At 68.1% G+C, this 25,802-nt stretch carries 23 protein-coding genes; 6 read left to right on the top strand and 17 right to left on the bottom strand.

Features of this window, described 5'->3' with window-relative positions:
- The 4 genes from SM757_RS15615 to SM757_RS15600 are packed head-to-tail and all read right to left on the bottom strand — an operon-like array spanning window position 1 to window position 5,318.
- On the bottom strand, window positions 1-1,728 hold the full coding sequence (locus SM757_RS15615) for an ABC transporter ATP-binding protein (protein ID WP_322466182.1): 1,728 nt from the start codon (window positions 1,726-1,728) through the stop codon (window positions 1-3).
- Window positions 1,725-2,609 carry an ABC transporter permease gene (locus SM757_RS15610; protein WP_407655764.1) on the bottom strand — a complete coding sequence of 295 codons (885 nt, stop codon included), beginning with the start codon at window positions 2,607-2,609 and terminating at the stop codon, window positions 1,725-1,727. Before SM757_RS15610 ends, SM757_RS15615 begins: the two co-directional genes overlap by 4 nt.
- Before the next feature lie 36 nt (window positions 2,610-2,645).
- The gene (locus SM757_RS15605) at window positions 2,646-3,680 is read right to left on the bottom strand and encodes an ABC transporter permease (protein ID WP_322466180.1); all 1,035 of its coding nucleotides are present in this window, start codon (window positions 3,678-3,680) and stop codon (window positions 2,646-2,648) included.
- Window positions 3,681-3,692: 12 nt separating this feature from the next.
- A complete protein-coding gene (locus SM757_RS15600) occupies window positions 3,693-5,318 on the bottom strand; it encodes an ABC transporter substrate-binding protein (RefSeq protein WP_322466179.1) in 1,626 nt (541 codons plus the stop codon).
- Between the two features lie 312 nt (window positions 5,319-5,630).
- Between SM757_RS15600 and tauA the strand changes: the two genes are divergently transcribed.
- From tauA to tauC, 3 genes are read left to right on the top strand one after another with little or no spacing between them, the layout of a single operon-like run.
- Window positions 5,631-6,650: a taurine ABC transporter substrate-binding protein gene (gene tauA / locus SM757_RS15595; RefSeq protein ID WP_322466178.1), complete on the top strand. Its 1,020-nt coding sequence runs from the start codon at window positions 5,631-5,633 to the stop codon at window positions 6,648-6,650.
- Window positions 6,651-6,690: 40 nt separating this feature from the next.
- A complete protein-coding gene (gene tauB, locus SM757_RS15590; protein ID WP_322466177.1) occupies window positions 6,691-7,482 on the top strand; it encodes a taurine ABC transporter ATP-binding subunit in 792 nt (263 codons plus the stop codon).
- Entirely contained in the window at window positions 7,479-8,390 is a 912-nt protein-coding gene (tauC, locus tag SM757_RS15585; RefSeq protein ID WP_322466176.1) for a taurine ABC transporter permease TauC, read from the top strand. The genes tauB and tauC overlap by 4 nt, the downstream gene beginning before the upstream one ends.
- A gap of 46 nt (window positions 8,391-8,436) precedes the next feature.
- On the opposite strand, the gene SM757_RS15580 is transcribed toward tauC, so the two are convergent.
- From SM757_RS15580 to SM757_RS15530, 11 genes are all read right to left on the bottom strand, one after another.
- Entirely contained in the window at window positions 8,437-9,063 is a 627-nt protein-coding gene (locus SM757_RS15580; protein ID WP_322466175.1) for a glutathione S-transferase family protein, read from the bottom strand.
- 56 nt (window positions 9,064-9,119) lie between these two features.
- Complete coding sequence (locus SM757_RS15575; RefSeq protein WP_322466174.1) at window positions 9,120-9,290, bottom strand: hypothetical protein; 171 nt, start codon at window positions 9,288-9,290, stop codon at window positions 9,120-9,122.
- A gap of 229 nt (window positions 9,291-9,519) precedes the next feature.
- A complete protein-coding gene (metC, locus tag SM757_RS15570) occupies window positions 9,520-10,740 on the bottom strand; it encodes a cystathionine beta-lyase (RefSeq protein WP_322466173.1) in 1,221 nt (406 codons plus the stop codon).
- Window positions 10,737-11,360, bottom strand: a complete 624-nt coding sequence (locus SM757_RS15565) for a cysteine dioxygenase family protein (protein ID WP_322466172.1) — start codon at window positions 11,358-11,360, stop codon at window positions 10,737-10,739. Before SM757_RS15565 ends, metC begins: the two co-directional genes overlap by 4 nt.
- 23 nt (window positions 11,361-11,383) lie before the next feature.
- The gene (locus SM757_RS15560; protein ID WP_322466171.1) at window positions 11,384-12,214 is read right to left on the bottom strand and encodes an amino acid ABC transporter ATP-binding protein; all 831 of its coding nucleotides are present in this window, start codon (window positions 12,212-12,214) and stop codon (window positions 11,384-11,386) included.
- Complete coding sequence (locus SM757_RS15555) at window positions 12,201-13,019, bottom strand: amino acid ABC transporter permease (protein WP_322466170.1); 819 nt, start codon at window positions 13,017-13,019, stop codon at window positions 12,201-12,203. The genes SM757_RS15560 and SM757_RS15555 overlap by 14 nt, the downstream gene beginning before the upstream one ends.
- Window positions 13,009-13,755: an amino acid ABC transporter permease gene (locus SM757_RS15550; RefSeq protein ID WP_322466169.1), complete on the bottom strand. Its 747-nt coding sequence runs from the start codon at window positions 13,753-13,755 to the stop codon at window positions 13,009-13,011. The genes SM757_RS15555 and SM757_RS15550 overlap by 11 nt, the downstream gene beginning before the upstream one ends.
- Window positions 13,752-15,020, bottom strand: a complete 1,269-nt coding sequence (locus SM757_RS15545; RefSeq protein WP_322466168.1) for an aminotransferase class I/II-fold pyridoxal phosphate-dependent enzyme — start codon at window positions 15,018-15,020, stop codon at window positions 13,752-13,754. Before SM757_RS15545 ends, SM757_RS15550 begins: the two co-directional genes overlap by 4 nt.
- Window positions 15,021-15,033: 13 nt before the next feature.
- Window positions 15,034-15,915: a transporter substrate-binding domain-containing protein gene (locus SM757_RS15540; RefSeq protein WP_322466167.1), complete on the bottom strand. Its 882-nt coding sequence runs from the start codon at window positions 15,913-15,915 to the stop codon at window positions 15,034-15,036.
- 98 nt (window positions 15,916-16,013) lie between these two features.
- Window positions 16,014-16,871 carry a transporter substrate-binding domain-containing protein gene (locus SM757_RS15535; protein ID WP_322466166.1) on the bottom strand — a complete coding sequence of 286 codons (858 nt, stop codon included), beginning with the start codon at window positions 16,869-16,871 and terminating at the stop codon, window positions 16,014-16,016.
- 98 nt (window positions 16,872-16,969) lie between these two features.
- Window positions 16,970-18,631 carry a rhodanese-like domain-containing protein gene (locus SM757_RS15530; protein WP_322466165.1) on the bottom strand — a complete coding sequence of 554 codons (1,662 nt, stop codon included), beginning with the start codon at window positions 18,629-18,631 and terminating at the stop codon, window positions 16,970-16,972.
- A 270-nt stretch (window positions 18,632-18,901) separates the two neighbouring features.
- Between SM757_RS15530 and SM757_RS15525 the strand changes: the two genes are divergently transcribed.
- Both SM757_RS15525 and SM757_RS15520 read left to right on the top strand, forming a co-directional pair.
- Window positions 18,902-19,885 carry a Bug family tripartite tricarboxylate transporter substrate binding protein gene (locus SM757_RS15525; protein WP_322466164.1) on the top strand — a complete coding sequence of 328 codons (984 nt, stop codon included), beginning with the start codon at window positions 18,902-18,904 and terminating at the stop codon, window positions 19,883-19,885.
- Window positions 19,886-19,921: 36 nt separating this feature from the next.
- Window positions 19,922-21,034 carry an LLM class flavin-dependent oxidoreductase gene (locus tag SM757_RS15520; RefSeq protein ID WP_322466163.1) on the top strand — a complete coding sequence of 371 codons (1,113 nt, stop codon included), beginning with the start codon at window positions 19,922-19,924 and terminating at the stop codon, window positions 21,032-21,034.
- A gap of 100 nt (window positions 21,035-21,134) precedes the next feature.
- Here SM757_RS15520 and SM757_RS15515 read toward each other — a convergent pair whose 3' ends face one another.
- A complete protein-coding gene (locus SM757_RS15515) occupies window positions 21,135-22,094 on the bottom strand; it encodes a tripartite tricarboxylate transporter substrate binding protein (protein WP_322466197.1) in 960 nt (319 codons plus the stop codon).
- Window positions 22,095-22,174: 80 nt separating this feature from the next.
- The gene (locus tag SM757_RS15510) at window positions 22,175-24,394 is read right to left on the bottom strand and encodes a rhodanese-like domain-containing protein (RefSeq protein ID WP_322466162.1); all 2,220 of its coding nucleotides are present in this window, start codon (window positions 24,392-24,394) and stop codon (window positions 22,175-22,177) included.
- 452 nt (window positions 24,395-24,846) lie between these two features.
- On the opposite strand from SM757_RS15510, the gene SM757_RS15505 reads away from it, so the two are divergent.
- Window positions 24,847-25,797, top strand: coding sequence for an aliphatic sulfonate ABC transporter substrate-binding protein (locus SM757_RS15505; protein ID WP_322466161.1), 951 nt, complete (start codon window positions 24,847-24,849; stop codon window positions 25,795-25,797).
- Window positions 25,798-25,802: the final 5 nt, after the last annotated feature.

Genomic DNA, 25,802 nt, shown 5'->3' with positions numbered 1-25,802 from the left:
TCAGGCGACGGCGACGTCGGGGATTGAGAGAGAGGGCGCAGCGCGGCCAGGCACGGCATCGATGAGGCTGCGGGTATAGGGGTGTTGCGGCGCCTGCCAGAGCTGCTCCGACGTGCCGGTTTCGGCGATACGGCCGGCTTGCATCACTATCACCCGGTCGGCGATGTAGCGCACCACCGATAGGTCGTGCGAGATGAACAGGTAGGACAGGCCGTAGGCCTGGCGCAGGTCCACAAGCAGGTTCAGCACCTGGGCCTGCACCGAGACGTCGAGCGCCGATACCGGCTCGTCGCAAATGATCAGGGAAGGCCGCAGCACCAGCGCGCGGGCGATGCCTATGCGCTGGCGCTGGCCGCCTGAGAACTCGTGCGGGTAGCGCTGCAGGCTGTCGGCGGGCAGGCCCACCGCGTCCAGCATCTCGCGCGCGGCCCTTTGCCGGCCGGTCCTGTCCAGGTCCAGATGCAGCCGCTGCACGGCGTCCAGGATTTCGCCCACCGTGTGGCGCGGGTTGAGCGATCCGTAGGGGTCCTGGAACACCATCTGCGCCTGGCGACGGAAGGGCTTGAGCTGCTTGTCGGACAGCTCCGTGATGTCCTGACCGGCAAAACTCAAGGCGCCACCGTCCTCGCGCAGCAGGCGCAGCACCAGCTTGCCCAGCGTGGACTTGCCACAGCCCGACTGGCCCACCAGGCCCAGTGTCTCGCCGCGCCACAGGTCGAAGCTGATGCCCCGCACCGCGGCCAGCGGCTCGCCGCCACGGTGGAAGGTCTTGGCCAGATCGCGCACGGCCAGCAGCGGCGCATCGTTGCGGGCAGGTTCGGCCGTTAGGGCCACGCCCGGTCGCAGCGCGGTGTCGCTGAGCGCGAAGTCGTGGCCACCCTCGGCGCGCGGTGTCGTGCGGATCTCGGCCAGGCGTTCGTGCCGGTAGTGCCGTGGCGTGTCCTTACGCAGCGAAGCACCCAGCAAGCCGCGGCTGTACGGATGGGCCGGGTGGCTGAAGAGTTGCCCGGTGGAGGCCTGTTCCAGCACATGGCCGTCGTGCATCACCAGCACCCGGTCGGCTTGCTCGGCCACGACGCCCAGGTCGTGGGTGATGAGCAGCAGGCTCATGTCCAGGTCGCGGCGCAGTTCGCCCAGCAGGGCCAGGATTTGCGCCTGGGTGGTCACATCCAGCGCGGTGGTGGGCTCATCGGCGATCAACAGCCGCGGATTGCAGGCGATCGCCATCGCGATCATCACCCGTTGGCGCTGGCCGCCGGAGAGCTGGTGCGGGTACTCGTCAAGCAACTGCACGGCGCGTGGCAGGTGCACACGGTCGAGGAGCTCGGCAGCACGCTGGCGGGCCTGGTGGCCGTCCAGCGCGGTGTGCTGGCGCAGCACCTCGGTGATCTGCTCGGCGATACGCAGCACCGGATTCAGACTGGTCAGCGGCTCCTGAAAAATCATGCCGATCTGCGAGCCCTGCAGCATGCGGCGCTGGCGAGGGGCCAACGTCAGCAGGTTGCGGCCTTCGAAGGTGACTCGCCCCTCAGCGCGGCCGTTGTCGGGCAACAGCCCGGCAATCGCCAGCGCGGTGGTGGACTTGCCACAGCCGGATTCGCCGACCAGGGCCACGCATTCGCCCGCAGCCACTGAGAAGCCGATGCCGTGGACCAGCGCCTGGCTGTCGTAGCGAACCACCAGGTCTTCGACGCCGAGCACGGGCGCCCGGGTGGTGACGATGCTCACTGGTCCACCCTCCGCCGCAGCCGCGGGTTCAGCGCGTCGTTCAGGCCGTCGCCCAACAGGTTGAAGGCGAAGACGACGGTGGCAATCGCAGCGCCGGGCAGCGCGGTCAGGAACCAGGCCGAGCCGATGTGCTCGCGGTTGCCCCCGATCATCGCGCCCCAGCTGGCGACGTTGGGGTCGCTCATGCCCAGGAAGGACAGACCTGACTCCATCAGGATGGCGCTGGCGATCAGGATGGAAGTGGTGACGATCAGCGGCGGCAGTGCGTTGGGCAGCACCTCGTGGAGGATGATGTGTCCATCACCAAAACCTGCGGCGCGGGCGGCCAGCACGAAGTCGCTGTCGCGCAGGCGTCGGAACTCGGCGCGCACCAGGCGGGCGATCTCAGGCCAGGCGGCGATGCCGATGGCCAGTTGGATAACGCCCAAGGTGGGGGTATGGATAGCCACCAGCACGATGACCAGCAGGAAGCCGGGCACGGTCTGGAACAGCTCGGTCATACGCACCAGCGCGTTGTCGATGTAACCGCCGAAGTAGCCCGCCAACGCACCGACGGCCACGCCGATGCTCAGGCTGACCGCCGCAGCTGTCAGGCCGATCATCAGCGAGGCCCGGGTGCCGTGCACCAGGCCGGCCAGCACGTCGCGGCCCAGCGAATCGGTGCCCAGCGGGTGTGCGGGATCTGCCCCTGGCCATTGCAGCGGCACGCCGGCCATGTCCAGCGGATCACCTGGCGAGATCACCCCGGCCAGCGCGGCGATGCCTGCCACGACCAACAGGATGGCGATGCCAAGGGCGGCCAGCGGATCGCGCAACAGGGCCCGCAGCGCGCGGGCTCCCGGTGAGTGGCCGCGGATGCGTGTGGGACAAGGAGTCAACACAGTAACGGTCAAGGCAAAGGCTCCGTGGTTGAGAGCTCAACGTGACTGGATTCGAGGATCCAGCCACAACTGCAGCAGGTCGGTCAGCACGTTGACCACCACCACCATCAGCGAGGACAGCAGCAGGATGCCCAGCAACAGGTTGAAGTCGCGGGTCATCACGGCCTCCAACGTCAGGCGGCCCAATCCAGGCCAGCCGAACACGGTCTCGGTGACGGCCGCACCGCCGAAAAGCGCGGCGAAGTGCAGCCCGGCCAGCGTGGTGATGGGCATCAGCGCGTTGCGCAGCACATGGCGCAGCGCCACCCGCAGCGGCGACAGGCCCTTGGCCCGCGCGGTGCGCACGTAGTCCTGCTGCTGCACCTCCAGCATTGCCGCGCGCGTCAGCCGCCCGTAGACGGCGATGAAGAAGGTGGACAAGGTGACGATGGGCAGCACGGCGTAGCGCAGGCGGTCCAGCAGCCAGTCGCTGCCGGTCAGTACGACGTTGATGCTGTGGTGTCCGTTGGCCGGCAGCCAGCCCAACTTCACCGAAAACAGCAGGATCAGCATCAGGCCGATCCAGAAGCCCGGCGTGGAGTACAGCAGCAGGTTCAGCACCGACAGCAGCCGGTCGGGCAGCCGGCCCGCCCAACTGGCCATCACCGCACCGATCAGCACGCCTACCGTGATGGCCAGTGATAGGCCCCCGGCCGCCAGCAGCAGCGTATTGGGCAGCCGCTCCAGGATCAGCTCGGTGACAGGCACGTTGTAGCGCGGCGAGGTGCCCAGGTCCAGGTGCGCCAGCTGCTGCAGGTGGATCAGCAACCGCTGCGTGGCCGTGCCCACCAGGCCAAAGTGCTCGCGCAACGCCGCCATGCTCTGTTGCGTGGCGCCACCGGACTCTCCGGCCATCACGTCCACCACATCGCCCGGCACCATCTGCAGCAGCACGAAGTTGAGGGTCAGGATGCCGACGACCGTAGGCAGCGCCTGGAGCAGCGTGCGTCTAAGGGCTGGCAGGAAGCGGCCGGGTGGTGGTGCCGCGGGAGGCGCCTGGAGATCGCCGTTATCGGTTTCAGCAAGGGACATGGCGACACAGCCTCAGGCGGGCGTGACCGTCACGTCGGCCAGGTTGCCGCGCAGGCCCGAGGCCGTGCGGTTGAAGCCGTCCACCCGCTTATTGTAGACCGTGACGTTCTGCACCTGCACGAGCGCGATGCTGGGAACGTCCTTGATGACGATGGCCTGGAAGCGCTTGAAGAACTCGGCGCGCTTGGCCGGGTCGGGCTCGCTGGCGGCGGCTTCCAGCAATTGGTCTACTTCAGGATTTTGATACTTGTTGGCGTTGGACCAGGGCACCTGGCGGTTGAAGCTCTTGGACCAGAAGATGCGCTGCAGGCCCACCGTGGGGTCGAACATCGTGCTCACGCCACTGACGGTGAAGTCGAACTCCCGGTCGGTGTAGACGCTGCGGATGTAGCTGCCCGGGTCCTGCTCGCGCACCGTCACGTTGATGCCTGCGCGTGCCAGCGCGGAGCGGATGTAGTGCGCCGTACGCTTGTAGCCCTCGTTGAAAGGGTTGGCGTGCAAGGTCACCTCGAAGCGGTGGCCGCTGCCGTTGCGCCGGTAACCTGCGGCGTCCAGCAGCTTGTTGGCCTTGTCGATGTCGTAGGGGTACGGGTCTTTCGCGTCAAGGTGCAGGCGTGGAAAGCTGGTCTTGGACACCGGCGAGATGGTGACCGAGGCATAGCCGTAGAAGGCGATGTTCTTGACCTGCTCTCGGCTGATGGCATGGGCGATGGCCTGGCGGACCTCGGCCTTCTGGAACACCTCGCGCTCGAGGTTGAACTCCAGCATGGCGATGTTGGCGTTGTCCTCATAGCCCGCGGTGCTGGTGCCCAGGAATGGGTACTGGCCCAGGTTGGACACCTCCGACAGCGGGATGGGGCTGGAGTCGCCAATGTCGAAGGTTTTGTTCTGAAAGCCGTTCAAGCGCGCGGCGATGTCGGGGACGATGCGGAATACCAGCGTGTCGACCTGCGGCTTGCCCTTTTGCCAGTAGTCGGCGTTGCGCTCGTAGACGATGTGGCTGCCGCGCTCCCATTGCTTGAAGCGGAAAGGGCCGGTGCCGATGGGTGTGGCGTTCAGGGGGTTCTGCACCGCGCCGTCGGCGTGGTATCGGTGAGAGGGCAGGATGGGCGTCTCACCGGCGGACAGCGCCAGCAGCAGGTAGGGCGCGGGCTTGGCCAACTTCAGGCGCAGCGTGTTGGCGTCCAGCGCATCGGCGGCGGTCAGCTGCGAGAACGTGGCGCTGCCACGCGGGTGGTAGCGCTTGGCCAGCAGGATGGAAAAGGCTGCATCGGCAGCGACGAAGGGCTTGCCGTCGTGCCATTTCACGCCCTTGCGCAGCGTGAAGGTGTATTCCAATCCATCGGGACTGACCTTCCAGACGGTGGCCAGCTGAGGCCGCGGCGTCAGGTCGTGGTCGTACTCCAGCAGGCCTTCCAGCACCTTGGAGCTGACGGTGACGGTGGTGCCGGCGGTGTTGGAGAAGCAAACGAGTGTGGGCGGCTCGGGGTTGAGGACTGCGGTGAGCGTGCCCTTGGCTGAACCGTCGCTGGCAGCGACGGTAGCGTGCGCATCGGTAAGAGCCCAGGCAGGCACACCGGCCATCAGGGTGGCATGAGAGGCCTGCTGAAGGAAGCGGCGGCGGGAAGTCCTGGTCATGGCAAAAGACAACGGCAAGTGGAAAAAGTCGGTGGCGGGGACGGAGGTAAAGACAACCCAGTCCGACCCGGCTATGTGAAAGTGCGCCGATTGCATAACGTCCCGCGCCATCGACCAAGCGATCATTCCACCTTAACTCATGCGGTTTCAATATTTGTACGGGCGTGGATGCCTTGGCAACGGCATGGTGCTCTCGCGCGGGCAGCGAATGTCGCAATGCGCCGCGGACATGTGCTCATCCGGAAATCGTCGTTCGCATGGGGCAGGCCGGTCTGGAAGATGGCGGCCAACGCAACTACAAGAGTCATCGACATGCGACGCTCCCACTTCCTTTCCTTGATCGCGCTGGCCCTGTCCGGCTGGGGCACGGTACCCGTGTTGGCGCAGGATGGCGCGGTACGCGTGGCCTACCAGACGGTGGTGGAGCCGGCCAAGGTGGCGCAGGCGGACGGGCTGTACGAGAAGGCCACGGGCAAGCGCATCGACTGGCGCAAGTTCGAAAGCGGTGCAGAGGTCATCACCGCCGTGGCCTCGGGCGACGTGCAAGTCGGCTACGTCGGCTCCAGCCCGCTGGCCGCCGCCGCCAGCCGCGAACTGCCCATCGAGACCTTCTTCATAGCCGCTGAGATAGGCAGCGCCGAAGCCCTGGTGGTGCGCAACGGCAGCGGCATTGCCAAGGCACAGGATTTGGCCGGCAAGCGCGTAGCGGTGCCCTTCGTCTCCACGACCCACTACAGTCTGCTGGCCGCGCTCAAGCATTGGGGTGTGGACGCCAAGCAGGTCAACATCATCAACCTGCGGCCCACCGAGATCGCTGCCGCATGGCAGCGCGGCGATATCGATGCGGCCTACGTCTGGGACCCCGCGCTGGGCCAGATCAAAGCCGGCGGCAAGGTGCTCACCAGTTCCGTCGAGGTGGCGCGCTGGGGCGCGCCAACCTTCGACGCATGGATAGTGCGCAAGGACTTCGCGCAGAAGAACCCGGACTTCGTCACCGCCTTCGCCCGCATCACCGGCGAAGCCTATGCGGGCTACCGCAAGGATCCCAACGCCTTCACCGCCAGGACCGAGAACCTAGACAAGATCGCCCGCGTCACCGGTGCGAAAAAGGAGGACGTGCCCGCGCTCCTGGCCGGCAGCGGCTTTCCGACGCTGGCAGAGCAGGCCCGGCTGTTGAACGCACCCACCGTGCAGGCCGTGTCCGACACGGCGGCCTTCCTCAAGGCCCAGGGCAAGGTGGACGCCGTGCTGGCCGACTACAAAGCCTACGTGACTGCGCGCTACGTGGTGGATGCAGCCAAGGGCGCAGTGGTGGCGACCAAGGCGCCTTGAGGCGGGGCAAACGGCCGTGACGGCGCCTTTCATTTCCCCAATGCTGGAGTTGGATCAGGTCAGCGTGGGCTACGCCGCAGAGGCAGGCACGGCGCCGGTACTCGACGGCATCTCGCTGCAGGTGCCCGCGGGCAGCCTGACGGTGCTGCTGGGTCCATCGGGCTGCGGAAAGTCCAGTTTGCTCAACCTGATTGCCGGCTTCGTGCCGGTGCATTCAGGCCACGCCAGGGTGGCGGGGCGGCCCATCAAGGGCCCCGGTGCCGATCGAGGCGTCGTGTTCCAGGACGACGCGCTGCTGCCCTGGCTGGATGTGCTGGACAACGTGGCGCTGCCGCTGCGTCTCAAGGGGGTGCCGCGCGCGCAGCGCGAGGAACGCGCGCGTCTGCACCTGGCCCTGGTTGGCTTGCAGGGGCAGGAGCGGCGTGCCATTTGGGAACTCTCCGGCGGCATGCGCCAGCGCGTGGGCATTGCGCGGGCGTTGGCCGCCGATCCCCAGGTGCTGCTCATGGACGAGCCTTTTGGTGCGTTGGATGCGCTCACGCGCGAGCGCATGCAGTTGCTGCTTCTCAAGGTCTGGCATGCCACGGGCAAGACCATCGTGCTGGTCACGCACGGCGTGGAGGAGGCCGTCTTCCTGTCCACCGACCTCGTGCTGCTGTCGCGCCGGCCGGCGCGCATCACGCGGCGCTACGCACTGGACTTCGGCCGCCGCCAGGTTGCCGGGGTGCCGGCACGGGCCATCAAGTCCTTGCCTGAGTTCGTGGCGACCCGCGAGCAGGTGCTGGCCGACATCTACGCTCAGGAACCTGAACAACTGGAGGACGCAGCATGAACGCTGTACCCGTCGTCTCACAAGCACGCGCCGCCGCTGGCTACCCGGTCGTGCCCGCGCCGGAAGACGACATCGCTGCCACGCCGGCCGCCCTGGGGGCCTGGACAACCGCAGCGCCCGCCCCAGGCTCCTGGCGCCGCCTGTGGAACCGTCCCGGCGTGCCGGGGCTCGTGGCGGTGCTGGGCGTGCTGGGCCTGTGGTGGGGCGTTACGGCGACGGGCTTGATCGCGCCGCTGTTCCTGCCGCCGCCCGCGGCGGTCGGCGCCAAGTTCGTGCAAGTGGCAAGCCGCGGCTTCATGGATGCCACGCTGCTGGAGCATGCCGGCGCCAGCCTCGACCGGGTAGCGCTGGCCCTGCTGCTGGCGCTGGCCACCGCCATTCCCCTGGGCCTGTGGATCGGACTGTCGCGCAGCGCGCGCGGGCTGTTGGACCCGCTCATCGAGTTCTATCGCCCGGTGCCGCCGCTGGCCTACCTGCCGCTGATCGTGATCTGGTTCGGCATCGGCGAGCTTTCCAAGGTACTGCTCATCGCCCTGGCCATCTTCGCGCCGGTCGTGATCGCCACCAGCACCGGCGTGCGCACGGTGGACGAAACCCGGCTGCGCGCGGCGCGCGCGTTCGGCGCCACGCCGCGGCAGTTGCTGCGCCATGTGGTGTTGCCTGGCGCGCTGCCGCACATCCTCACCGGCGTGCGCGTGGGACTGGGCGTGGGTTGGTCCACGCTGGTGGCGGCAGAGCTCGTGGCGGCCACGCGCGGGCTGGGCTTCATGGTCCAGTCGGCGGCACAGTTCCTGAGCACCGACATCGTCGTGCTGGGCATCTTCGCCATCGCGCTGATCGCATTCGCGCTGGAGTTGGCCCTGCGTGCGCTGCAGCGCCGCCTTGTGCCTTGGGAAGGCAAGGCGTGAGGCAACCATGTCCCGGTCGCGCAGTCGCGCAGTCGCGCAGTCGCACTCAGCTTTCCGCTTCGGCCAGCGCCCGCTGCACCGCGGGCCGCCGGGCCATGCGTTCGTGATGCGCCTGCAGTGACGGAAACCGGGCCATGTCCACGCCGTCTCCATCCATCCAGCCGGTAAGGGTGAACAGGTAGGCGTCAGCCACGCTGTAGCGTTCGCCCAGCACCCAGGGGCCCGCGCCCAGCTGGATCTCCAGCAGGCTTGCGCAGGCCGTCATGGTCTGCGGCACCTTGAGGCGCATGGCCTCGATGGCCGCCGCGTCGTCGGCCCAGCGCGCGCCGCGTCGCTTGTGGGCATGGGCCACGTGCACGGTAGAGGCCAGGTAGCTGGTGAACTCCTGCAAGCGTGCGAAGGCGAAGGCGTTGTCCAGCGGCGCCAGGCCGGCTTCGGGAAAGCGCTGCGCGATGAACGCGAGCAGTGCCGGCGTTTCGGTGAGCACGCCCTGCGGCGTGCGCAGCGCCGGGACGCGCCCCTTGGGATTGATCGCGAGGTAGTCGGCGCTTTGCTGCTGCTGTGCTCCCAAGTCCAGCTTCACCAGCTCGAAAGTGGCGCCCGCCTCGTGCAGCGCGATATGGGTAGCCAGCGCGCACGTGCCCGCAGCGGTATAGAAGGTCCATCGTTCCATACGAGACTCTTGCTCCGATCAATATTGAAAAGGTGAGAAGTCGAGGCTGGTTTCACTCAGCGTGGACCTTGCCAGAGCGCCTTTGCGTACAGGCCCTCGTTGAAGTCGGCCGCGACCTCAACGCCGATGCGCCGTGCATGCCAGTCCAGATCGGCGATGAGCAGATCCCGGCCGAGATGATGCACGACGTTCGGAATGTCACGCCGCATGCTGGGCACGTCGCCCAACGGCACGCCGCGACTGACGAAACCCGCCGGGCTGTGCACGTGTATCAGGCCCAGCCATACGGCGGAGTGCAAAGGCGTAGGCGCAGCCGTTCTGGCCACCACCCACCAGCACCACGTTGTGGTCGATGCCCTCGCGCCGCGGTAACCCAGTCCTCAGGCAGCGGGCCGAGCAGGCGCAGTGCTTCGCGGGCGCCGTGGTCGGGATCGCCTGCGGCGTGGGCGGTGGGCGTCATGCCGCGTTCTTCCAGTCCACGGCACGGGCGGCGTGCTCGAGGCCTTGTGCCAGGTCGGCGATGAGGTCCTGCGGGTCTTCCAGGCCGACGTGCAGGCGCACCACAGGTCCGGCAGGCGCCTGTGTGCGCCAGTAGCCGTGGTCGCGCAGCCGCTCCGGCGGCGCCAGCAGCGCCAGGCTCTCATAACCTCCCCAGGATGCGCCGATGGCGAAGTGCCTCAGTGCATCGACGAAGGCCCGCGCGGCGCGGTCGTCGCTGTCCTTAAAGGCAAACGACACCAGCCCGCTGGCGCCGCTGAAGTCACGCCGCCACAACGCATGTCCCGCATCTTCAGGCAATGCCGGATAATACACGCGGGCGACGGTGGCCTGCTGCTGCAGCCAGCGGGCCACCTCGGTGGCATGGCGCTGGTGCTGCGCCAACCGCACAGGCAGGGTGCGCAGCCCGCGCAGTGCCAGGTAGGCATCGTCGGCACTGATGCTCAGTCCCAACGCCTCGTGCGCCGTAGCCAGTTTCGCGGCCAAGGCGGGGCTGTCCACCACGACGATGCCCTGCATCACGTCGGAGTGGCCCGCGATGTACTTGGTGGAGGCCTGGATGGAGATGTTTGCCCCGAGCGAAAGGGGCTTGTGGAACCAGCCACCGCTCCAGGTGTTGTCCATGGCCAGCGGTACGCCGCGGTCTCTTGCGATGGCGGCAAGCGCGGGCAGGTCCAGCACCTCGAACAGCAGCGAGCTGGGGGACTCCAGGTACACCAGCCGGGTCTTTGGGCGGATCAGCGCAGCCAGGTCTTCGTGTGCGGGGGAGAAGTACTCCAGCTCTATGCCCAGGCGCTGCAGCAGCGTCTGGTCGACCCTGCGCACCGGGGCGTACACGCTGTCGGCCACCAGCGCATGGTCGCCGGGCGACAGCAGCGCCAGCAGCACAAGGCTGATGGCGCCCAGCCCGGAAGGCGCTAGGAAAGCCCGGTGGCCGCCTTCGAGATCGGTGACTGCATCCTCTAGCGCCCGGTGCGTGTCGAGCCCATGTCGGCCGTAGGTGGCCACGCGCTCGCCGGCACTGCGCTGCCGGTGGAGGTCTTCATGGGCAGCCACGCTCCCGAACCGCACCGTGCTCGTGCGGACCACGGGCACGTTCACCGGGCCGCTGCCATCGCGCAGCGGGGGCGTGCCGGCATGCAACAGCCGCGTGGCCGGACCTGCAGGACCTCGCGTCATGCCACGTCCTTGCTGGGTTCGAACTGCGTGGCGTTGTAGTTCACCACCTCGCCGCTTTCCAGGCGCACGCCGATGCGGCCGGTGTGCTGCTCCAGCGGCTTGCCATAGAGGTGGAAGTGCAGCGTGGGCTGGTCGCCGACCACGTGGATGCTGTGCAGGTCCTGCGCCAGGAACTCGATGGACGTACCCGGCTGCACGGTCGCCTCGCGTACCAGCTCCAGCCGGGCGTGGGTCGGGTCGCTGCCATCGTCGGTGCGGCGGTAGACGCGGTTCTCCTCGCGTCCTTCCACGGCCACGATCACCGCCCAGCTGTCGTGGTTATGGGGCAAGGTCGTCTTGCCGGGGTTGATGGAGTTCAGGTAGAGCGCCAGCCCTTGCGACCCGTCTTGTGGGTTGAGGCGATAGCGCGTGGAGGCGCCCACACCTTCGCTGGCGGCAGGCGGCGGAAAGTCGGCACGCGGGAAGAGGTCCTTGCGCTCGGCCAGGCGGGCCAGTTCGGCGGCAATGGCCGCCAGCCCCGCGCGGTCGGGCTCGCCCGCGGCCAGCGCACGGATGCGGGCCAGCGTGTCGTCGACGGCCTGGCGGCGCACGGTACTCAGGGTCGGGGTGGCAGTGGTCATGGAAGGTCCTTGCAAAGGTGGGGTCAGAAGGAGGAGGCCGGGACGCGTAGCGCGGCAGCAGCGGTGCCCAGGGTGCGCTGCAGGAAGCTGCGCGTGCGCTCGTGCCGTGGCCGGTTGAACAGCTCGGCCGGCGGGCCGTGCTCTACGATGCGGCCGGCCTCGGTGAAGTACACGTGGTCGCTCACCTCCTCGGCAAAGCGCATCTCGTGCGTGACCAGGACGCACGTCATGCCTTCGCGCACGAGTTCGCGGATCACGGTGAGCACGTCACCGACGGTTTCCGGGTCCAGGGCGGAGGTCACCTCGTCGAACAGGATCAATTGCGGCCGCATGGCCAGCGCCCGGGCGATGGCCACGCGCTGCTGCTGGCCGCCGGAGAGCTCACCGGGATAGGCATCGGCCCGGTGCGCGAGCTTGACCTTCTCGAGCAAGCTGCGCGCGTCCTGCTCGGCTTCGGTCTTTGAACGGCCGGCCACGCGGGTGGGCGCGATCACCAGGTTCTGCAGCACCGTCAAGTGCGGGAAGAGGTTGTACTGCTGGAACACGAAGCCCACGCGCCGGCGCAGCGCGATGAGTTCGACCTCGCCGCGCAGCGTGTGCACCGCCGTGTCGCCCACGCGGATGTCACCACGTTGTGGCCGCAGCAGCCCTGTGATGCAGCGCAGGATGGTGGACTTGCCCGACCCCGAGGGGCCAATGATGCTCACCGCCTGACCACGGTGGACTTCGACGTCGATGCCCCGCAGGACGTCGGTAGCGCCAAAGGCCAGGTGCACGTCGCGCAACTGCACCAGCGGCGCAGTGGACACCACCACAGGTTTTGACGTTTTGATGAAGGACTCAGTGGCGTTCATGGCGGCGCTCCAGGGCGCGGGTAGTGCGGGCAATGGGATAGCAGTAGGCGAAGAACACCGCCAGAAGCGTGCCGTACACCAGGATGGTGAAGTCGGTGCGGGCGACGGTGTTGCTGGCGATCTGGGCCGCATCGACCACGTCGTGCGTGCCCACCAGCGAGGCCAGTGACGTGCTCATCGTGATGCTGGCGTACAGGTTCATCCAGGGCGGCAGCATGCGCCGCACGCACTGCGGCAGCACGATCAGGCGGTAGATCTGGCTTCGGCGCAGGGCCAGTGACTGCGCCGCTTCCCATTGCGCACTTGGAATGGACTGGATGGCGCCGCGGAAGATCTCGGCGACGTGCGCGCTGGCCGGCAGCGCCAGGCCCAGCACCACCTTGAGCCAGTCGGGGAAGGGCACCGCCACGCCGCCCACGCGCAGCTCGAACGGGAAAACGTAGGTGGTGAAATAAATCAGCACCAGCAGCGGCGCGTTGCGAAACACCTGCACGTAGCCTCGCACCAGCGCACGCACCGGTGCCAACGGCGACAGCGCCAGCGCGCCCAGTACCAGCCCGGCCACGGTGCCCAGCGCCATGGCCAGCACGCTGATACCGATGTTGGCCAGCATGCCCCGGCCCAGCGTCGGCGCCCAGTGCGCCAGGTGCAGCAGCGCCTGCGGGGTAGTGCCGGTGAGCTGCCAGTACGCCACCAGCAGTGCCAAGGCCACCGCGCAAACCTGCCAGGGGCGGACCTGGTGTGGATGGGCCACAGGGCGCGCGGTACGCGCAGCGGCGGCCGGGACGATGAAGTCATTGGCCATAGCCGGGCATCCTCAAGTGCGCTTCCAGGCGGCGCCCCAGGACGCTCACGCCCCAGGTCAGCAGGCCGAACCAGAGCAGGATCAGCAGCAGCAGCTCCAGCACGTTGTCGCGCTGGCTCCAGATCATGATGGACTCGTAGGTCACGTCGCCCACGGCAATGGCAGAGGCCACCGCGGTCATCTTCACCAGGTCCACCAGGTTGTTCACCAGCGATGGCAACGCAAAGCGCAACGCCAGCGGCAGCTCCACCTGCAGCAGCAACTGTCGGCGCGAGAAGCCCAGCGAGCGCGCCGCCTCCAGCGTCGTGCGCGGCACCGCCTCGATGCCGGCTCGCAGCGCCTCCGCATGGAACACGCCCTTGTGCAGCGACACTACCACCACCACCCAGACGAACGGTGTGAGCGGGTTGGTCTGCCCATGCAACTGGAACCGCTGCGTGATCAGCATGTTGACGACCAGGAAGGCGCAGTACAGCTGTACCAGGGTTGGCGTATTGCGGGTCACTTCCACGAGCGCGCGGGCAGGCCGCTCCAGCCAGGGGCGGCCGGACGTGAGCAGCGCGGCCAGCACCACGCCGGCCAGCAGGCTGCACGGCACCGTCAGCAGGCACAACTGCAGCGTCACGCCCATGCCACGGATGAAGGCGCCTCGCTCGCCAGGGTTGAGCACGAACGCATAGTTCAACCCCAGGCCCTGCAGCGTCTGCACCACCTCGGCAAGCCACTCGCCGCTCATGGCGTGGCCTCGAGGAGGTCCGGTGCACGCTCCGGCAGGCGCAGCGCCGCCACCGCCCTGGCGATGCGGCGCACGGCTTCTTCAAGCCGGGCCTCGCTGGCCGCGGCGGAGAGCCGGAAGTAGGGCGATAGGCCGTAGGCACCGCCGGCCACCACGGCCACGCCCTCGGCTTCCAGCAGCCAATCCACCACGTCAGTGTCGGTGGCAATGACGCGCCCATCCGGGCGCATGCGGCCGATCAAGGCGGCGCAATGCACATAGGCGAAGAACGACCCCTGCAAGGGCAGTACCGACAGGCCGTCGATGGCATTGATGGCTTGCGTCACCAGCGCTGCGCGGCGCGCATACGCCGCGCGGGCCTGCGTGACGAAGGACTGGTCCGGCGCCTCCAGTGCCGCGGCAACGGCAGCCTGCGCAATCGAATTGCTGCCGGAGGACACTTGCGACTGGATGGCCGTCATGGCCTCGACCAGGGCAGCCGGACCCGCGCCCCAGCCGATGCGCCAGCCGGTCATCGCATAGGTCTTGGAAGCGCCGTTGACCAGCAGCGTGCGCTCACGCAGGTCAGGCGCCACGTGCAGCCAGTGCAGCGGCGCCTCGGCCGTGAACCAGATGTGTTCGTACAGCTCGTCCAGCAGTATCCAGACGTGCGGATGGCGGCGCAGCACGGCCGCAAGCGCTGCCAGCTCCACCGGGCCGTACAGCGCGCCGGTCGGGTTGCTCGGCGTGTTGAGCACCAGCCAGCGGGTACGCGGCGTGATCGCGCTCTCCAGCGCCTGCGCGCTGAGCTTGAAGCCGTCGTCCTTGCCGCAGGGCACGATGACGGGGACGCCGTCGTTGACCTTGACCATGTCCGGGAACGACGGCCAGTAAGGTGCGGGCAGCACCACCTCGTCGCCCGCGTCCAGCGTGGCGGCGAAGGCCGTGAAAATCACCTGCTTGCCGCCGTTGGAAACGATGATCTCCTGCGGGACGTAGCCTAGCCCCTGCTCGCGCTCGTACTTGCGCACCACGGCCTGACGCAGTGCGGCCGTGCCCTGGGTGCTGGTGTACTTGGTCTCGCCACGCTGCAGTGCAGCCACGGCTGCCTGCTTGATGGTTTCGGGCGTATCGAAGTCCGGCTCGCCGGCGTTGAGCGCGATCACATCGCGGCCCTGCGCGGCGAGCGCGGCAGCGCGGGCACCAGCCGCGGCGTTGGGCGACAGCGTCACCCGCTGCGCGCGCTGCGACAACTTGAGCCCTGGGGAGGCCGATGCTTGCGTCATGGGAGAGCGCTCCTTACGGCTTGCGGGCATCTGCATGGACTGCGAAGTCGAAGGGCGCACGGTCGAACTGGCCCCGTTGCGCGCGCTGGTTGCGGGAGGTGATGTATTCATCGGGCACGCCGTGCTTGCGTGCCGTGGACAGCAGGAAGCCCATGCGGTGCCAGTCCTGCACCGCCTTGTCGACAAAGGCCTGCGTGTCAGCCTCGCCACGGCGCATCCACACCACGGTGGGTGACGGGATCAGCTGGTCCTCGGTGGCCAGCGTGTACGCTTTCCACTCGGCCGCGCTTGGGCCGTTCAAGGTGTAATGCAAGGCCGGCTGGACATGAACCGAGGCCGTGCAACTGCCGCCCTTGAGCGCCAACAGCGATTCCGGAATGCCCTTGAGCCCCTTGACGATGGCGCCGTAGGTCTCCTGCAGCGGCTTGGCGAAGTTGCTGCCCTGCGAGACGCAGGCCACCTTGCCGCGCAAGTCTTCCCAGCGCTTGATGCCGCTGGCCTTGGCGACCACGGCCGCACCGCCCACCAGGTCGTAGGGCGTGGGCGCGAAGCTCAGGATCTCGCTGCGCTCCTGGGTCCACTGCATGTTGGCCACGAGCAGGTCCACCTTGCCGGCTTGCAGGAACTGCACCCGGGTAGAGGGCGTGACCGTCACGGCCTCCAGTTGCACGCCCAGGCGCTTGGCAAGATCGGCTGCCAGCTCCGTCTGGTAGCCGCCTGTCCGGCCAGTGGCTGCATCGAGACTGCCGAAAGGCGGACTTGCACCGTCAATGCCCACGGCAAGCACGCCGCGCTGCTTGATCTTGCCCAGCGTCGCATCGGCGTGGGCCGTGCCGGACATCGTGAGGCTGGCCAGGGCAGCCAGCGGAAGGAGGGATAGGGCTTTACGGAGCATGGCGTACAGGCAGGCGCGTGTGGCGGCATCACGCCGGTGCAAACGCAACGGCGCGGGCCATGGCAAGGCATCGTCAGGCGCGGCGGGCCGCGCCTGGGTCAGGGGGCGGACTTGTAGCGGGCGTGCAATTCGGCGAGCAACGGCTGGGCCGGAGAGATGCCCAGCCGCTTCTCGGTGGCGAGCAGCCAGCCACTGCGATGCCATTCCTGCACCACGCGATCGACGGCGGCGATGGTGTCGTCTTCGCCCTTGCGCGTCCAGACCACCGACACCGCAGGCAGTATTTCGGTGGCAATGGGCGCGTGGTGGCTCGCCCATTCGGACTGCTGGCGCAGCAGCGGGTGTATCAGCGTGGCGTCGTGCACCGCGGCCACGCAGGCGCCTCCGCGCAGTGCCAGAAGCGACTCGGCCGCGCTCTTGAAGCCGCGCACCTGGGCGCCGTACTGCTCCTGCAACGGCTTGACGAAGCTGCTGCCCTGCGATGCACAGACGGTCTTGCCGCGCAGGTCTTCCCAGTTGGTGATGCCGCTGGTCTTCAGCGCAGCGGCGGTGCCACCAACGCGATAGAAGGGCGTCGGCGCGTAGCCCAGTATCTCGCCGCGGTCGGGGTTGTACTCCATCGAGGCAATGAGCAGGTCCACCTTGCCCGACTGCAGGAACTGCACGCGGTTGGACGGTTGCACTTGCACCAGTTCAGGTTCTGCGCCCAGGCGCTTGGCCAAGTCTCGTGCCAGCTCGGGATTCCAGCCTACCAACTGCTGCGTGGCCGGGTCGATGGCACCAAAGGGCCCCCCGCTGGCGAGCACCCCAATGACCACCTTGCGCTGCTGGCGGATCTTGTCGAGCGTGGCATCGGCGTAGGCCGCTGAGGACGCCAGGCCCACGAGAGTGCTCAGGCCGAGCACCACGAGGGCGCGTGGACGTGACGGCAGGCTGAACGGGGAGCGTGATCTCATTGTGCGGGGTCTGGCATTGCCAAGGTTGGTATGCCTTCAGTGTCCGTGCCGCTGATCATGCAGACAAAGAATGATTCGACACATGAATATGCGCGGCGTTAGAGTTCCAGGCGGAACGCGGCCAGCTCGTCTGGTGCGCACTGGGCGACCAGGCCGGTTTCCCATTGCAGGTAACGGCGCGCAGCGTCGAGGTTGCCGTCGTGGCGGTCGTGCACGAAGAACAGGTAGTCGATGGACTCGGCGTCCGTTGGCTGCTGTGGCGTGCTTTCCTGTGGCCAGCCTGCATCGGCCAGGGCGCCGGCGCGTGTCCAAGCCAGCGCTTGCCAGCCGGCTTCGCGCAAGTCCTGCGCAGCCAGGGGGGCGATGGCCACATCGTCAGCCACCAGCCACAGAGGCCGCTGCTGCGTGCCGGCAAAGGCTTGGCCCAAGTGATCCAGGAGTCGTGGACGGATGGACCATATCGAACCGACGGTATGCCCTTGCCGGTACTGGGACGAAGCCCGCAGGTCCACCAGCAAGGGCCATGTACGCCCGGACACCCGCCACGAGTTCAGTTCTTCGAACCCGATCTCCGCGGGTGCATCCGGCAAAGGTGCGGTGGCCGCGGGTCTTATGCGAAGCGACGCGCCGATGCCGCCACTGACCGTTGCCGCCTCGTGGCCCAGGCGCCGCAGCCAGGCGGCGACCACGGCGGCGCGGATGCCGTCGTCATCGAGCAGCAGCATGCGTGCACCGCGTACGCCCACATGCTGGTCCGTGGTCTGCAGCAACTGCCCGCCAGGCGCGTGCAAGGCGCCGGGCAGGCTGCCGGCGGCGAATTCCTCGGCGGTGCGCACGTCGAAGACGAAGGTGGTGCGCTGCCTGTCGTCAAGCCAGAGCTGGGCCTGCGTGGCGCTGAGTTCGGGTACGCCGGTGCGGGCTGCCAGGGCGCGTGCCTGCCGCTGCTCGGCGTCCCTTTGCGCCGGATTCGGTGCCCGAGGCAAGGTCCGCGGGCTGCCGCGTTCGAGATCGAGCCCGGCCAGTGCCCAGCCCTGAGTGCCGTTCTCCAGGGCATATACCGGGTTGGGCACACCCAGCTCACGCAGGATTTGCGCACCCACGATGCTTCGGGTACGGCCCGCGCAGTGCACGACGATCGGTGTTTGGTCGTCGGCCACCACGCTGCGCCAGCGCAGCGCCAACTCGCCATTGGGTAGCGGTACCGCGCCGGGAATGGTCATCTTGCGGTGCTCCTGCAGCGTCCTGCCGTCGAGCAGCACCAGCGCCTCGCCGGCTGCCAGCCGGGCGTTCAGCGCCCGTGCATCCATGTGCGGCACGTCGAAGACCTGCTCGACCTGCTCGCCGAAAGTCTTGGAAGGCAGGTTCTGGCCCTGGAACAGGGAGCGCCCACTGGCAGTCCATGCTTGCGCGCCGCCGGCCAGCGTCCAGACCTGGGTGTAGCCCAGGTCGCGGAGCCGGTGCGCCGCACGTGCGGCCACGCCAGCCGACGCCGCGTCATCCAGAAGCACCATCCGAGTGGTCAAGCGGGGCACCAGGCGGGGCACGTCCAGCTCCAGGCGGCTGTAGGGCGTGGACACCGCCAGGAACGGGTGGCCCTCGCCATATTGGCCGTGCTCGCGCACGTCGAGCAGTGCGATCTCGGTGCCGTCGTGCAGCCATCGCTGCAACGATGTCGCATCCACTGCCGGAACTTCAGGCGTCGAAGCGCGGGCGTGAGGGAAGTGGTCGGACTCGCCGATGTCGGGGGTGATGGTGGGCATGCGGGCAATGAAGGTGACGGTGCTTGAGGGCCAGCACCCTAAGGGGCGGACCTTGGTCCGGCTACGAAGCGTCGCGCATAAGCATGTGCGCCTGCTGGCAGATCAACATGCGCGGTATGCATGTTCAGCGCATTTGTCCATGCGCAATCATTCGTTCTCCGGAACGCGGGGGGCTTGAAGAATCGGCGGGCCCTGGCATTCGGACATCGCGGGTGCCGCCATAGCCGCGGGCTGCACGAGTACCCGTGGCGCAGAACCGGAACGTGTGCCATGTCAACTTTTTCCCGTCGGCGCTGGCTGGCTCGGGCTGCCGCCACCGTGTCCACTGCCGTGCTGCCGCATGCCGCATGGGCGTCACCGGCGGGCGGATGGCCAGCACAGCCACTGCGGCTGGTGTCGCCTTATCCCCCCGGGGGCACCAACGACCTGGTGGCGCGCATCGTGGGCAAGCGGCTCACGTCGCTGCTGGGCCAGCCTGTGACGGTGGAGAACCGTGGCGGTGCCGGCGGCACGCTGGGAACGCAGTCGGTGGTGCAGAGCGTAGCCGACGGGTACACCGTGCTCAACGCCTCCAGCGGCAACTTGACATCTGCGCCGCAGGTGATTGGCGCGCCTTACGACCCGCTCAAGGACTTGGTGGCCGTGGGCTTCCTGGGCCATGTGCGCTTCGTGTTCGCCGTGCATCCGGATGTGCCGGCGCGGACCCTGCGCGAGTTCATCGCCTACGCCAAGGCGCATCCCGGCACGCTCAACTACGGCACAGCAGGCAACGGCACCGGCGGGCACATTGCGGGCGAATACCTGCGCCAGCGTACCGGCATCGACATCGTGCACGTGCCCTACCGCGGTTCAGCCTTGGCGCTGACCGATGCGGTGGCCGGCCGGGTACAGCTCGTGCTCGATCCGCTGGCGGCCCAGCACGTGCGTGCAGGCAAGCTGCGCGCGCTGGCCTACTCGGGAGCGACGTCCTCGCCTGACCTGCCCGGCGTGCCCGCCATCGACGCGGCCGGGCTGCCCAACTGGGAAGCCACCAACTTCTACCTCGCCGCGGTGCCCGCGCGCACGCCGTCCGCGGTGGTCGACCAACTGGTGCGGGCCTTCGCCGAGGTCGCTCGCGACAGCGTCGTGGTTGAGGAGCTCAAGGGGCTGGGCGTCGAGATCGCACCGCTGGCACCGGCGCAGATCACCGCACTGCTGAAGTCCGAGATTGCAGTCAACAACCGCGTGATCCAGCTCGCCAACATCCGCGCCTGACGTGCGTTTCCGCATCATCCCCAACCACGCAACACCATGGCCATCGAACTCTACGGCACCCTCTATCCCCGGCTGTTCTCCGAAGTGATTCCGGCTCAGGGCCAGGCTTTCGACGTTGCGCACATCGAGCACACCGCGCGCGCGCATGAGGACGCCGGCTTCGATGGCGTGCTGCTGCCGCACAACGCCGGTTGGGCCGACAACTTCCTCACCGCCGCGCGGGCCGCGGGTGTGACGACGTCGCTGAAGTTCCTGCTCGCGCACCGGCCGGGGTTCATTGCCCCTACGCTCGCGGCGCGCAAGCTGGCCACGCTGGACCACTTCACGGCGGGCCGCCTGCGGCTGCACGTGATAACGGGCGGCCGGGACGCCGAGCAGCAGCGCGACGGCGACTATCTTGCCCATGACGAGCGCTACGCACGCACCGACGAGTTCCTGGACATCGTGCGCCGCATCTGGACCAGCCCGCAGCCGATTGACCATGCCGGCACCCACTACCGCGTAGCCGATGCTTTCAGCGAGCTCAAGCCGCTGCAAAAGCCCGCCATCCCCATCTCGTTCGGCGGGGCTTCCGAGCCCGCGCTGAACGTGGCCGCGCGGCATGCGGACCTCTACGCCCTGTGGGGCGAGACGCTGGCCGGCGCCGCTGAGCTCATTGCCAGGGTGCGCGCGCTGGCGCGCCCGCTTGGGCGTGATCCGGGCTTCAGCATTTCGATACGCACCATCGTCGCGGACACCGAAGCCGAGGCCTGGCGCCGTGCCCGCGAGATTGCCGAGCAGACCCGCGAGGTCGGCCTGTGGAGTCCGAAGAGCAAGGTCTTTGGTGGGCACACGGCATCGCTGCGGCCGGAGAACGAGGGATCGCGGCGCCTGCTGGCGCAGGCTGCGCAGGGCGAGGTGCTTGACGAGCGGCTGTTCATGGGCGTGGCCAACGCCACCAATGCGCCCGGGAACACCACCGCCCTTGTCGGCACGCCGGAGCAGGTGAGCGAAGCGCTGCTGGCGTATTACGACCTGGGCATCACCAACTTCCTGTTCCGCGGCTTCGACCCGCGCACTGACGCCGCCGAGTATGGCCGGGCGCTGCTGCCGCTGTTGCGCGAAGGTGCGACGCGCCGGGACGCCGCGGCCCGCCGGCTACAAGCCTGAAGCCCCCCTGTCGCTTACCGGCTGATACCGGGGGCCGGACCAATCCGGTGGGCCACGGGCATGCCAGCGTCACAAGCGCCGGCGGGCCGCGTAACCGCAGCTATCGCAGCGTGATGCCGGCGGTCTGGATGGCCCGGGCGTAGCGGGGGCGCTCCGCCTTCAGGCTTGCCGCCAGGTCCGCGGCGCTGCCGCCGGCCACTTTGAAGCCCATCTCCTCCAGCCGCGCATGCACTTCAGGCATGCTCAACACGGTCTGGATGTCGCGGTTGATCTTCTCGACGATGCCTGGGGGCGTGCCGGCCGGCGCGAAGAAGCCTTGCCAGCTTTCCACGGCAAAGCCAGGCAAGCCGGCCTCGGCCATGGTCGGCACGGTGGGCAGCGCCTGCGAGCGGTAGGGTGTGGTCACTGCCAGCGCGCGCAACTTGCCTGAGCGCACATGGTCAGTGACGGCGGCCAGCGTGATCAGCGTGGCATTGGCGTGCCCGGCCAACACGTCCAGCGTGGCCGGCCCGCCGCCGGAGTAAGGAATGTAGTTGACTTGTGCACCGGTCTGCTGAGCCAGCAGTTCGTGGGCCACGTGGGCGATGCCGCCGTTGCCGGGCAGAGCCAGTGTCAGTGTCCCCGGCTGCGCCTTGGCGCGGGCCAGGTAATCGGCGAAGCTGCGGATGCCCGTGCCGGGATTGACCACCAGGATTTGTGGGTTCACCACCGCTTTGATGATGGGCGTGAAGGCCTCGTCGGTGCGATACGGCAACTGGTTGAACAGGATGGCGTTGAGCGTGATGCCTTCGCCCTGCTGCATCAGCGTGTAGCCGTCGGCCGGTGCCTTGGCCACGCGGGCGGCGCCTATGGTGCCGCTGGCGCCGGCCACGTTCTCGACCACCACGGTCTGCCCCCAAAGCGCGGTCAGGCGTTCCGCGACCAGCCGCGTAAGCTTGTCGGCGCTGCCGCCGGCCGCTACCGGGACGATGATGCGCACAGGGCGCGATGGATAGCCCGTGGCGTCGTGAGCGGCGGACGCCGGCTGCGATGCCCACAGCGCCGGCGATCCGGCCACCATGCCGGCAGCCAGCACCGCGGCGGCCGCCTTGAGGAAGTGGCGCTTATGCAGGGGACGGCGTGAATGCCAAGTGCCGAAGCTCATGCGCGCTCCTTCGAGATCAGACGAAAGCCGGTCTCGCCTTCGCGCTGCAGTTGGGCCACCAGCCCCACCTCCCAGTCGAGGTACTGGCGGAATCCGGCGTTGCGGGCCTCCACGTCGGCATGCTGGTAGGGGCTGAACCAGTGGTCCTCCTCGCCGGTGAGCACGCCGGCCGCGCCGGCGGCGGTGGGCAGCCCGGCGCTGGCCCAGCCCTGTGTGCCGCCGAGCAGGCTGCGCACGTCGCGGCCCGTGCGCGCGGCCAGCTCGGCCGCGACGCTGTGCGCCAGTACGCCGTCCGGCGACGTCAGGATCACCATGTGGTCCGCAGGCAGCTCGGCAACCAGGGCAGCCAGCCGATCAGGAACCGCGAAGCGGGCGCCTGCGACATGGCGTTTCTCGAAAGCGGCGCGCCGCTCGATGTCGAAGACGCTGGCGCGACCGGCTTGCAGAAGTTCCGCGGCCTGGCGCGGCCACAGCCGGGATGCTGGGCTGTGCAGGTCGAGCACACGTACGGGCTCCGGGCCGGTCACCACGTCGGCATTGGCGGGCGGTGCATGGACGAACACCTCATGTGTGCCAAGTTGCGCCAGCCACGCTGCGGTGGTGAGGGCGCGCACGCCATCGGCGTCGTAGAGCACCACGCGGGCGCCTCGCGTGGCCAGGTATTCGTCAGTGGCCTGCACCAGCTGCCCGCCCGGCGTCCAGCGCCAGCCCGGGAGGTGGCCGGCCTCGTATTCCTGGCGCGTGCGCACGTCGAAACGGTAGAGAGTGCGCAACGGCGCCTCGGCCTCGAAGCGCTCCAGTTCCGTGGCGCTGATGCGTCGGACACCGGCGCGGGCGGCCACTGTCTCGGCGCGCGCGCGTGCCGCCGCGAGGCTCGCTTCCCCGGGGGTGGGTAGCGAGGCGTCGCGGCCGTGTGCGAGCTCGTGTCCTGCCAGCAGCCAAGCCATGGTGCCGTCCTTCAGCGAAACCACGCGGTTCGGGATGCCGGCGTCGATCAGCGTTTGGGCGCCAACGATGCTGCGGGTCCGCCCGGCACAGTTGACCACCACCAGCGTGTCCGGGTCGGGTGCCAGCTCCTGGATGCGGTAGACCAGTTCGGCACCGGGCAAGCTGTGCGCGAAGGGCAGGCTGAAGTCCGCGAATTCTTCAGCCGTTCGACTGTCCACCACCACCAGCTTGTCGCCACGGGTGACGCGCTCGTGCAAGTCGTCCGCCGAAATCCAAGGCGTGTGTTTCTGATGCTCTATCGCCTCGCCGAACGCCTTGCTGGGCACATTGGTGCCGCTGAAGAGCTCGAAGCCCGCGGCGGCCCAGCCTTCGGTCCCGCCCGTGAGCACGGAAACGTTGCGCCAGCCCAACCGCACCAGCTTGGCTGCCGCATCGTGAGCCAGCGTCTCGTCGGCATCCACCAGCACGACACGGGTATCGCGGCGCGGCACCAGCCGGTCGATGAGCACCTGCAGCCGCCACAGCGGCGCGGACGCGGCAAACAGCAGGTGGCCGCGCGCGAACACGCCGGTCTCGCGCACGTCCAGCACCGTGATCTCCTGGCCGTCGTGCAGGGCTGCCTTGAGCGCCTGTGGCGAGATGGCGGCATGCCGGATGGACGCCGGTGGCGCAAAGGTACGGTAGCTGCCGCCTTCGCGGCTGTCGAAGGCCACGCGCTTGGTCAGCCGCTCCAGCGCGAGCCCGTAGAAGTGCAGGTGCAGGCCGGTTTCCTTGCCGACCAGCTCGATGGTGTGCACGTCGCTGGGCGTGAGGGTGACCGAGCGGCCTGCAACGACGTCGATGCTGCGTGCCGGGTACAGGCGGTCTTGCCCCGGGTCACCGGTGCGCTCCCGTTGGTAGAACACGTTGCGCTCGGTGCCCGCGATGCCTGCAATGACAGCCCAGGTAGTGTGGTCGTGAGGGGGTTGAGCCTTGCCCGGCAAGCCCGCTGAGACGTACAGCGCATACTGTCCGTTGCGGTCCTCGGCCAGACGGTAGACCTGGGCCGGCCTTTCTGCCGACACGGGAAAGTGCTCATGCGGGAACAACTCGCGCTGCAGGCCCAGGCGCTCCAGCGCATTGGCAATCTCTTGCAGTTGCGCCGGGCTGGCGCTGTACTCCGCAGGCGCAAGGCTCTGCACGGACTGCAGGAATGCAGAAACCGCATGGTGACGGCGGGTTGCGATGTCGGGGTGGCCGTAGTTGATGGCCGGAGATGTTGAAGTCATGGCCGCAAGGTAGGTGCGGGATCTCTGACGGCCAACGAATCAAACGGTTTGTCCATATGCGCTCGACGCTTGAGGCACCGACAAGCCAGCTGCGAGCCATATGCATCTACGCGATCCTTCGTTGGGCCGGGTGTCATGCAGGCCTATCGTGCTTGCGTGCGCATCAACCAGATATGCAAGCAGAGAGGCTTTGGAGGCGGCCATCATGACCACGACATCCGCTGTTGAACATTCGATCCGTGCGGTGTTGCATCGCATCCTGGCGGTGACCATGGATCAGTGGTGGCCCTCGCCGACTGATAAGGCTTCGCTCGCGTTGCCAGCGCCGAGTACCGGCAAGGGCTGCCAACAGCCGCTTGTGCGCGGGCTGTATGAGCATGAGCGCAATGCGTCGTTCACGTTGCCCGGTCAGGCGCCTATGGTCAAGGCAAGCCCCAGATTGAACTTGGACCATGCCCAACCGCCGCCATGTCATTGCCAGCGCATTGGCGCTGCCCGCCGTCTGGCCTGCCCGCGTGCGCGCCGCCCCTGAGCAGCTGCGCATCGGGTACCAGAAGTCGTCCACATTGATGATCTGGCTCAAGAGCCGTGGCACGCTGGAAACAGCGCTGGGCCCGCTGAACGTAGACGTGAGCTGGCGCGAGTTCACTTCGGGGCTGCCGCTGCTGGAGGCGCTCAACGTCGGCGCCGTGGACGTGAGTTCCGACGTGGCCGACGCGGTGCCGCCTTTCGTGCTGGCTGCCGGCGCGCGGCTGAGCTGCTGGGCCGCCGAGTCGCCCTCGCCACAGGCACAGGCGCTGGTGGTGCGTGCCGATGCGGGCATCACACGCGTCGCACAGCTCAAGGGCCGCGAGGTGGGCTTTGCCAAGGGCGCGGGCACGCATTACCTGGTGCTGGCCGCGCTCAAGCGCGCGGGGCTGTCCATGCGCGACATCGAGCCGGCCTTCCTCAACCCGGCCGACGCGCGTGCGGCCTTCGAGCGAGGCGACATTGCAGCCTGGGCCATCTGGGACCCATTCCTGGCTGCAGTGCAGCGCCAGGCCGGCGCGCGGGTACTGAGCGAGAGCGTGGGCCTGTCAGACTACCGCCGCTTCTATCTGGCCAGCAGCGCCTTCGCGCAGCGCCGCGGCGATGTGCTAGCCGTGGTCTACACCGAGCTGCTGCGCGCGGGTGTGTGGATCAAGCGCAATCCGGACCCTGCGGCGCAGTGGCACGCACCATTGGTCGGCCTGGACGCCGCCACGGTGGCCGCCGCCAACGCCCGGCGCAGCTATCAAGTGCAGCCCGTGGACGCCGACGGCCTGGCCGACTTGCAGCGCATTGCCGACGCCTTCACCGACGAAAGCGTGCTGCCGCGCAAGGTGCACTTGGCCGACCTGGGCGTGTGGCGGCCGCCGGTGTGAACGCC

Origin of the sequence: Azohydromonas lata (genome assembly GCF_034427735.1) — a bacterium.
Classification (GTDB): Bacteria; Pseudomonadota; Gammaproteobacteria; order Burkholderiales; family Burkholderiaceae_C; genus Azohydromonas; species Azohydromonas lata.
Note: the sequence above shows the minus strand (reverse complement) of the source record. Positions and strands in the feature narration are given on the sequence as shown.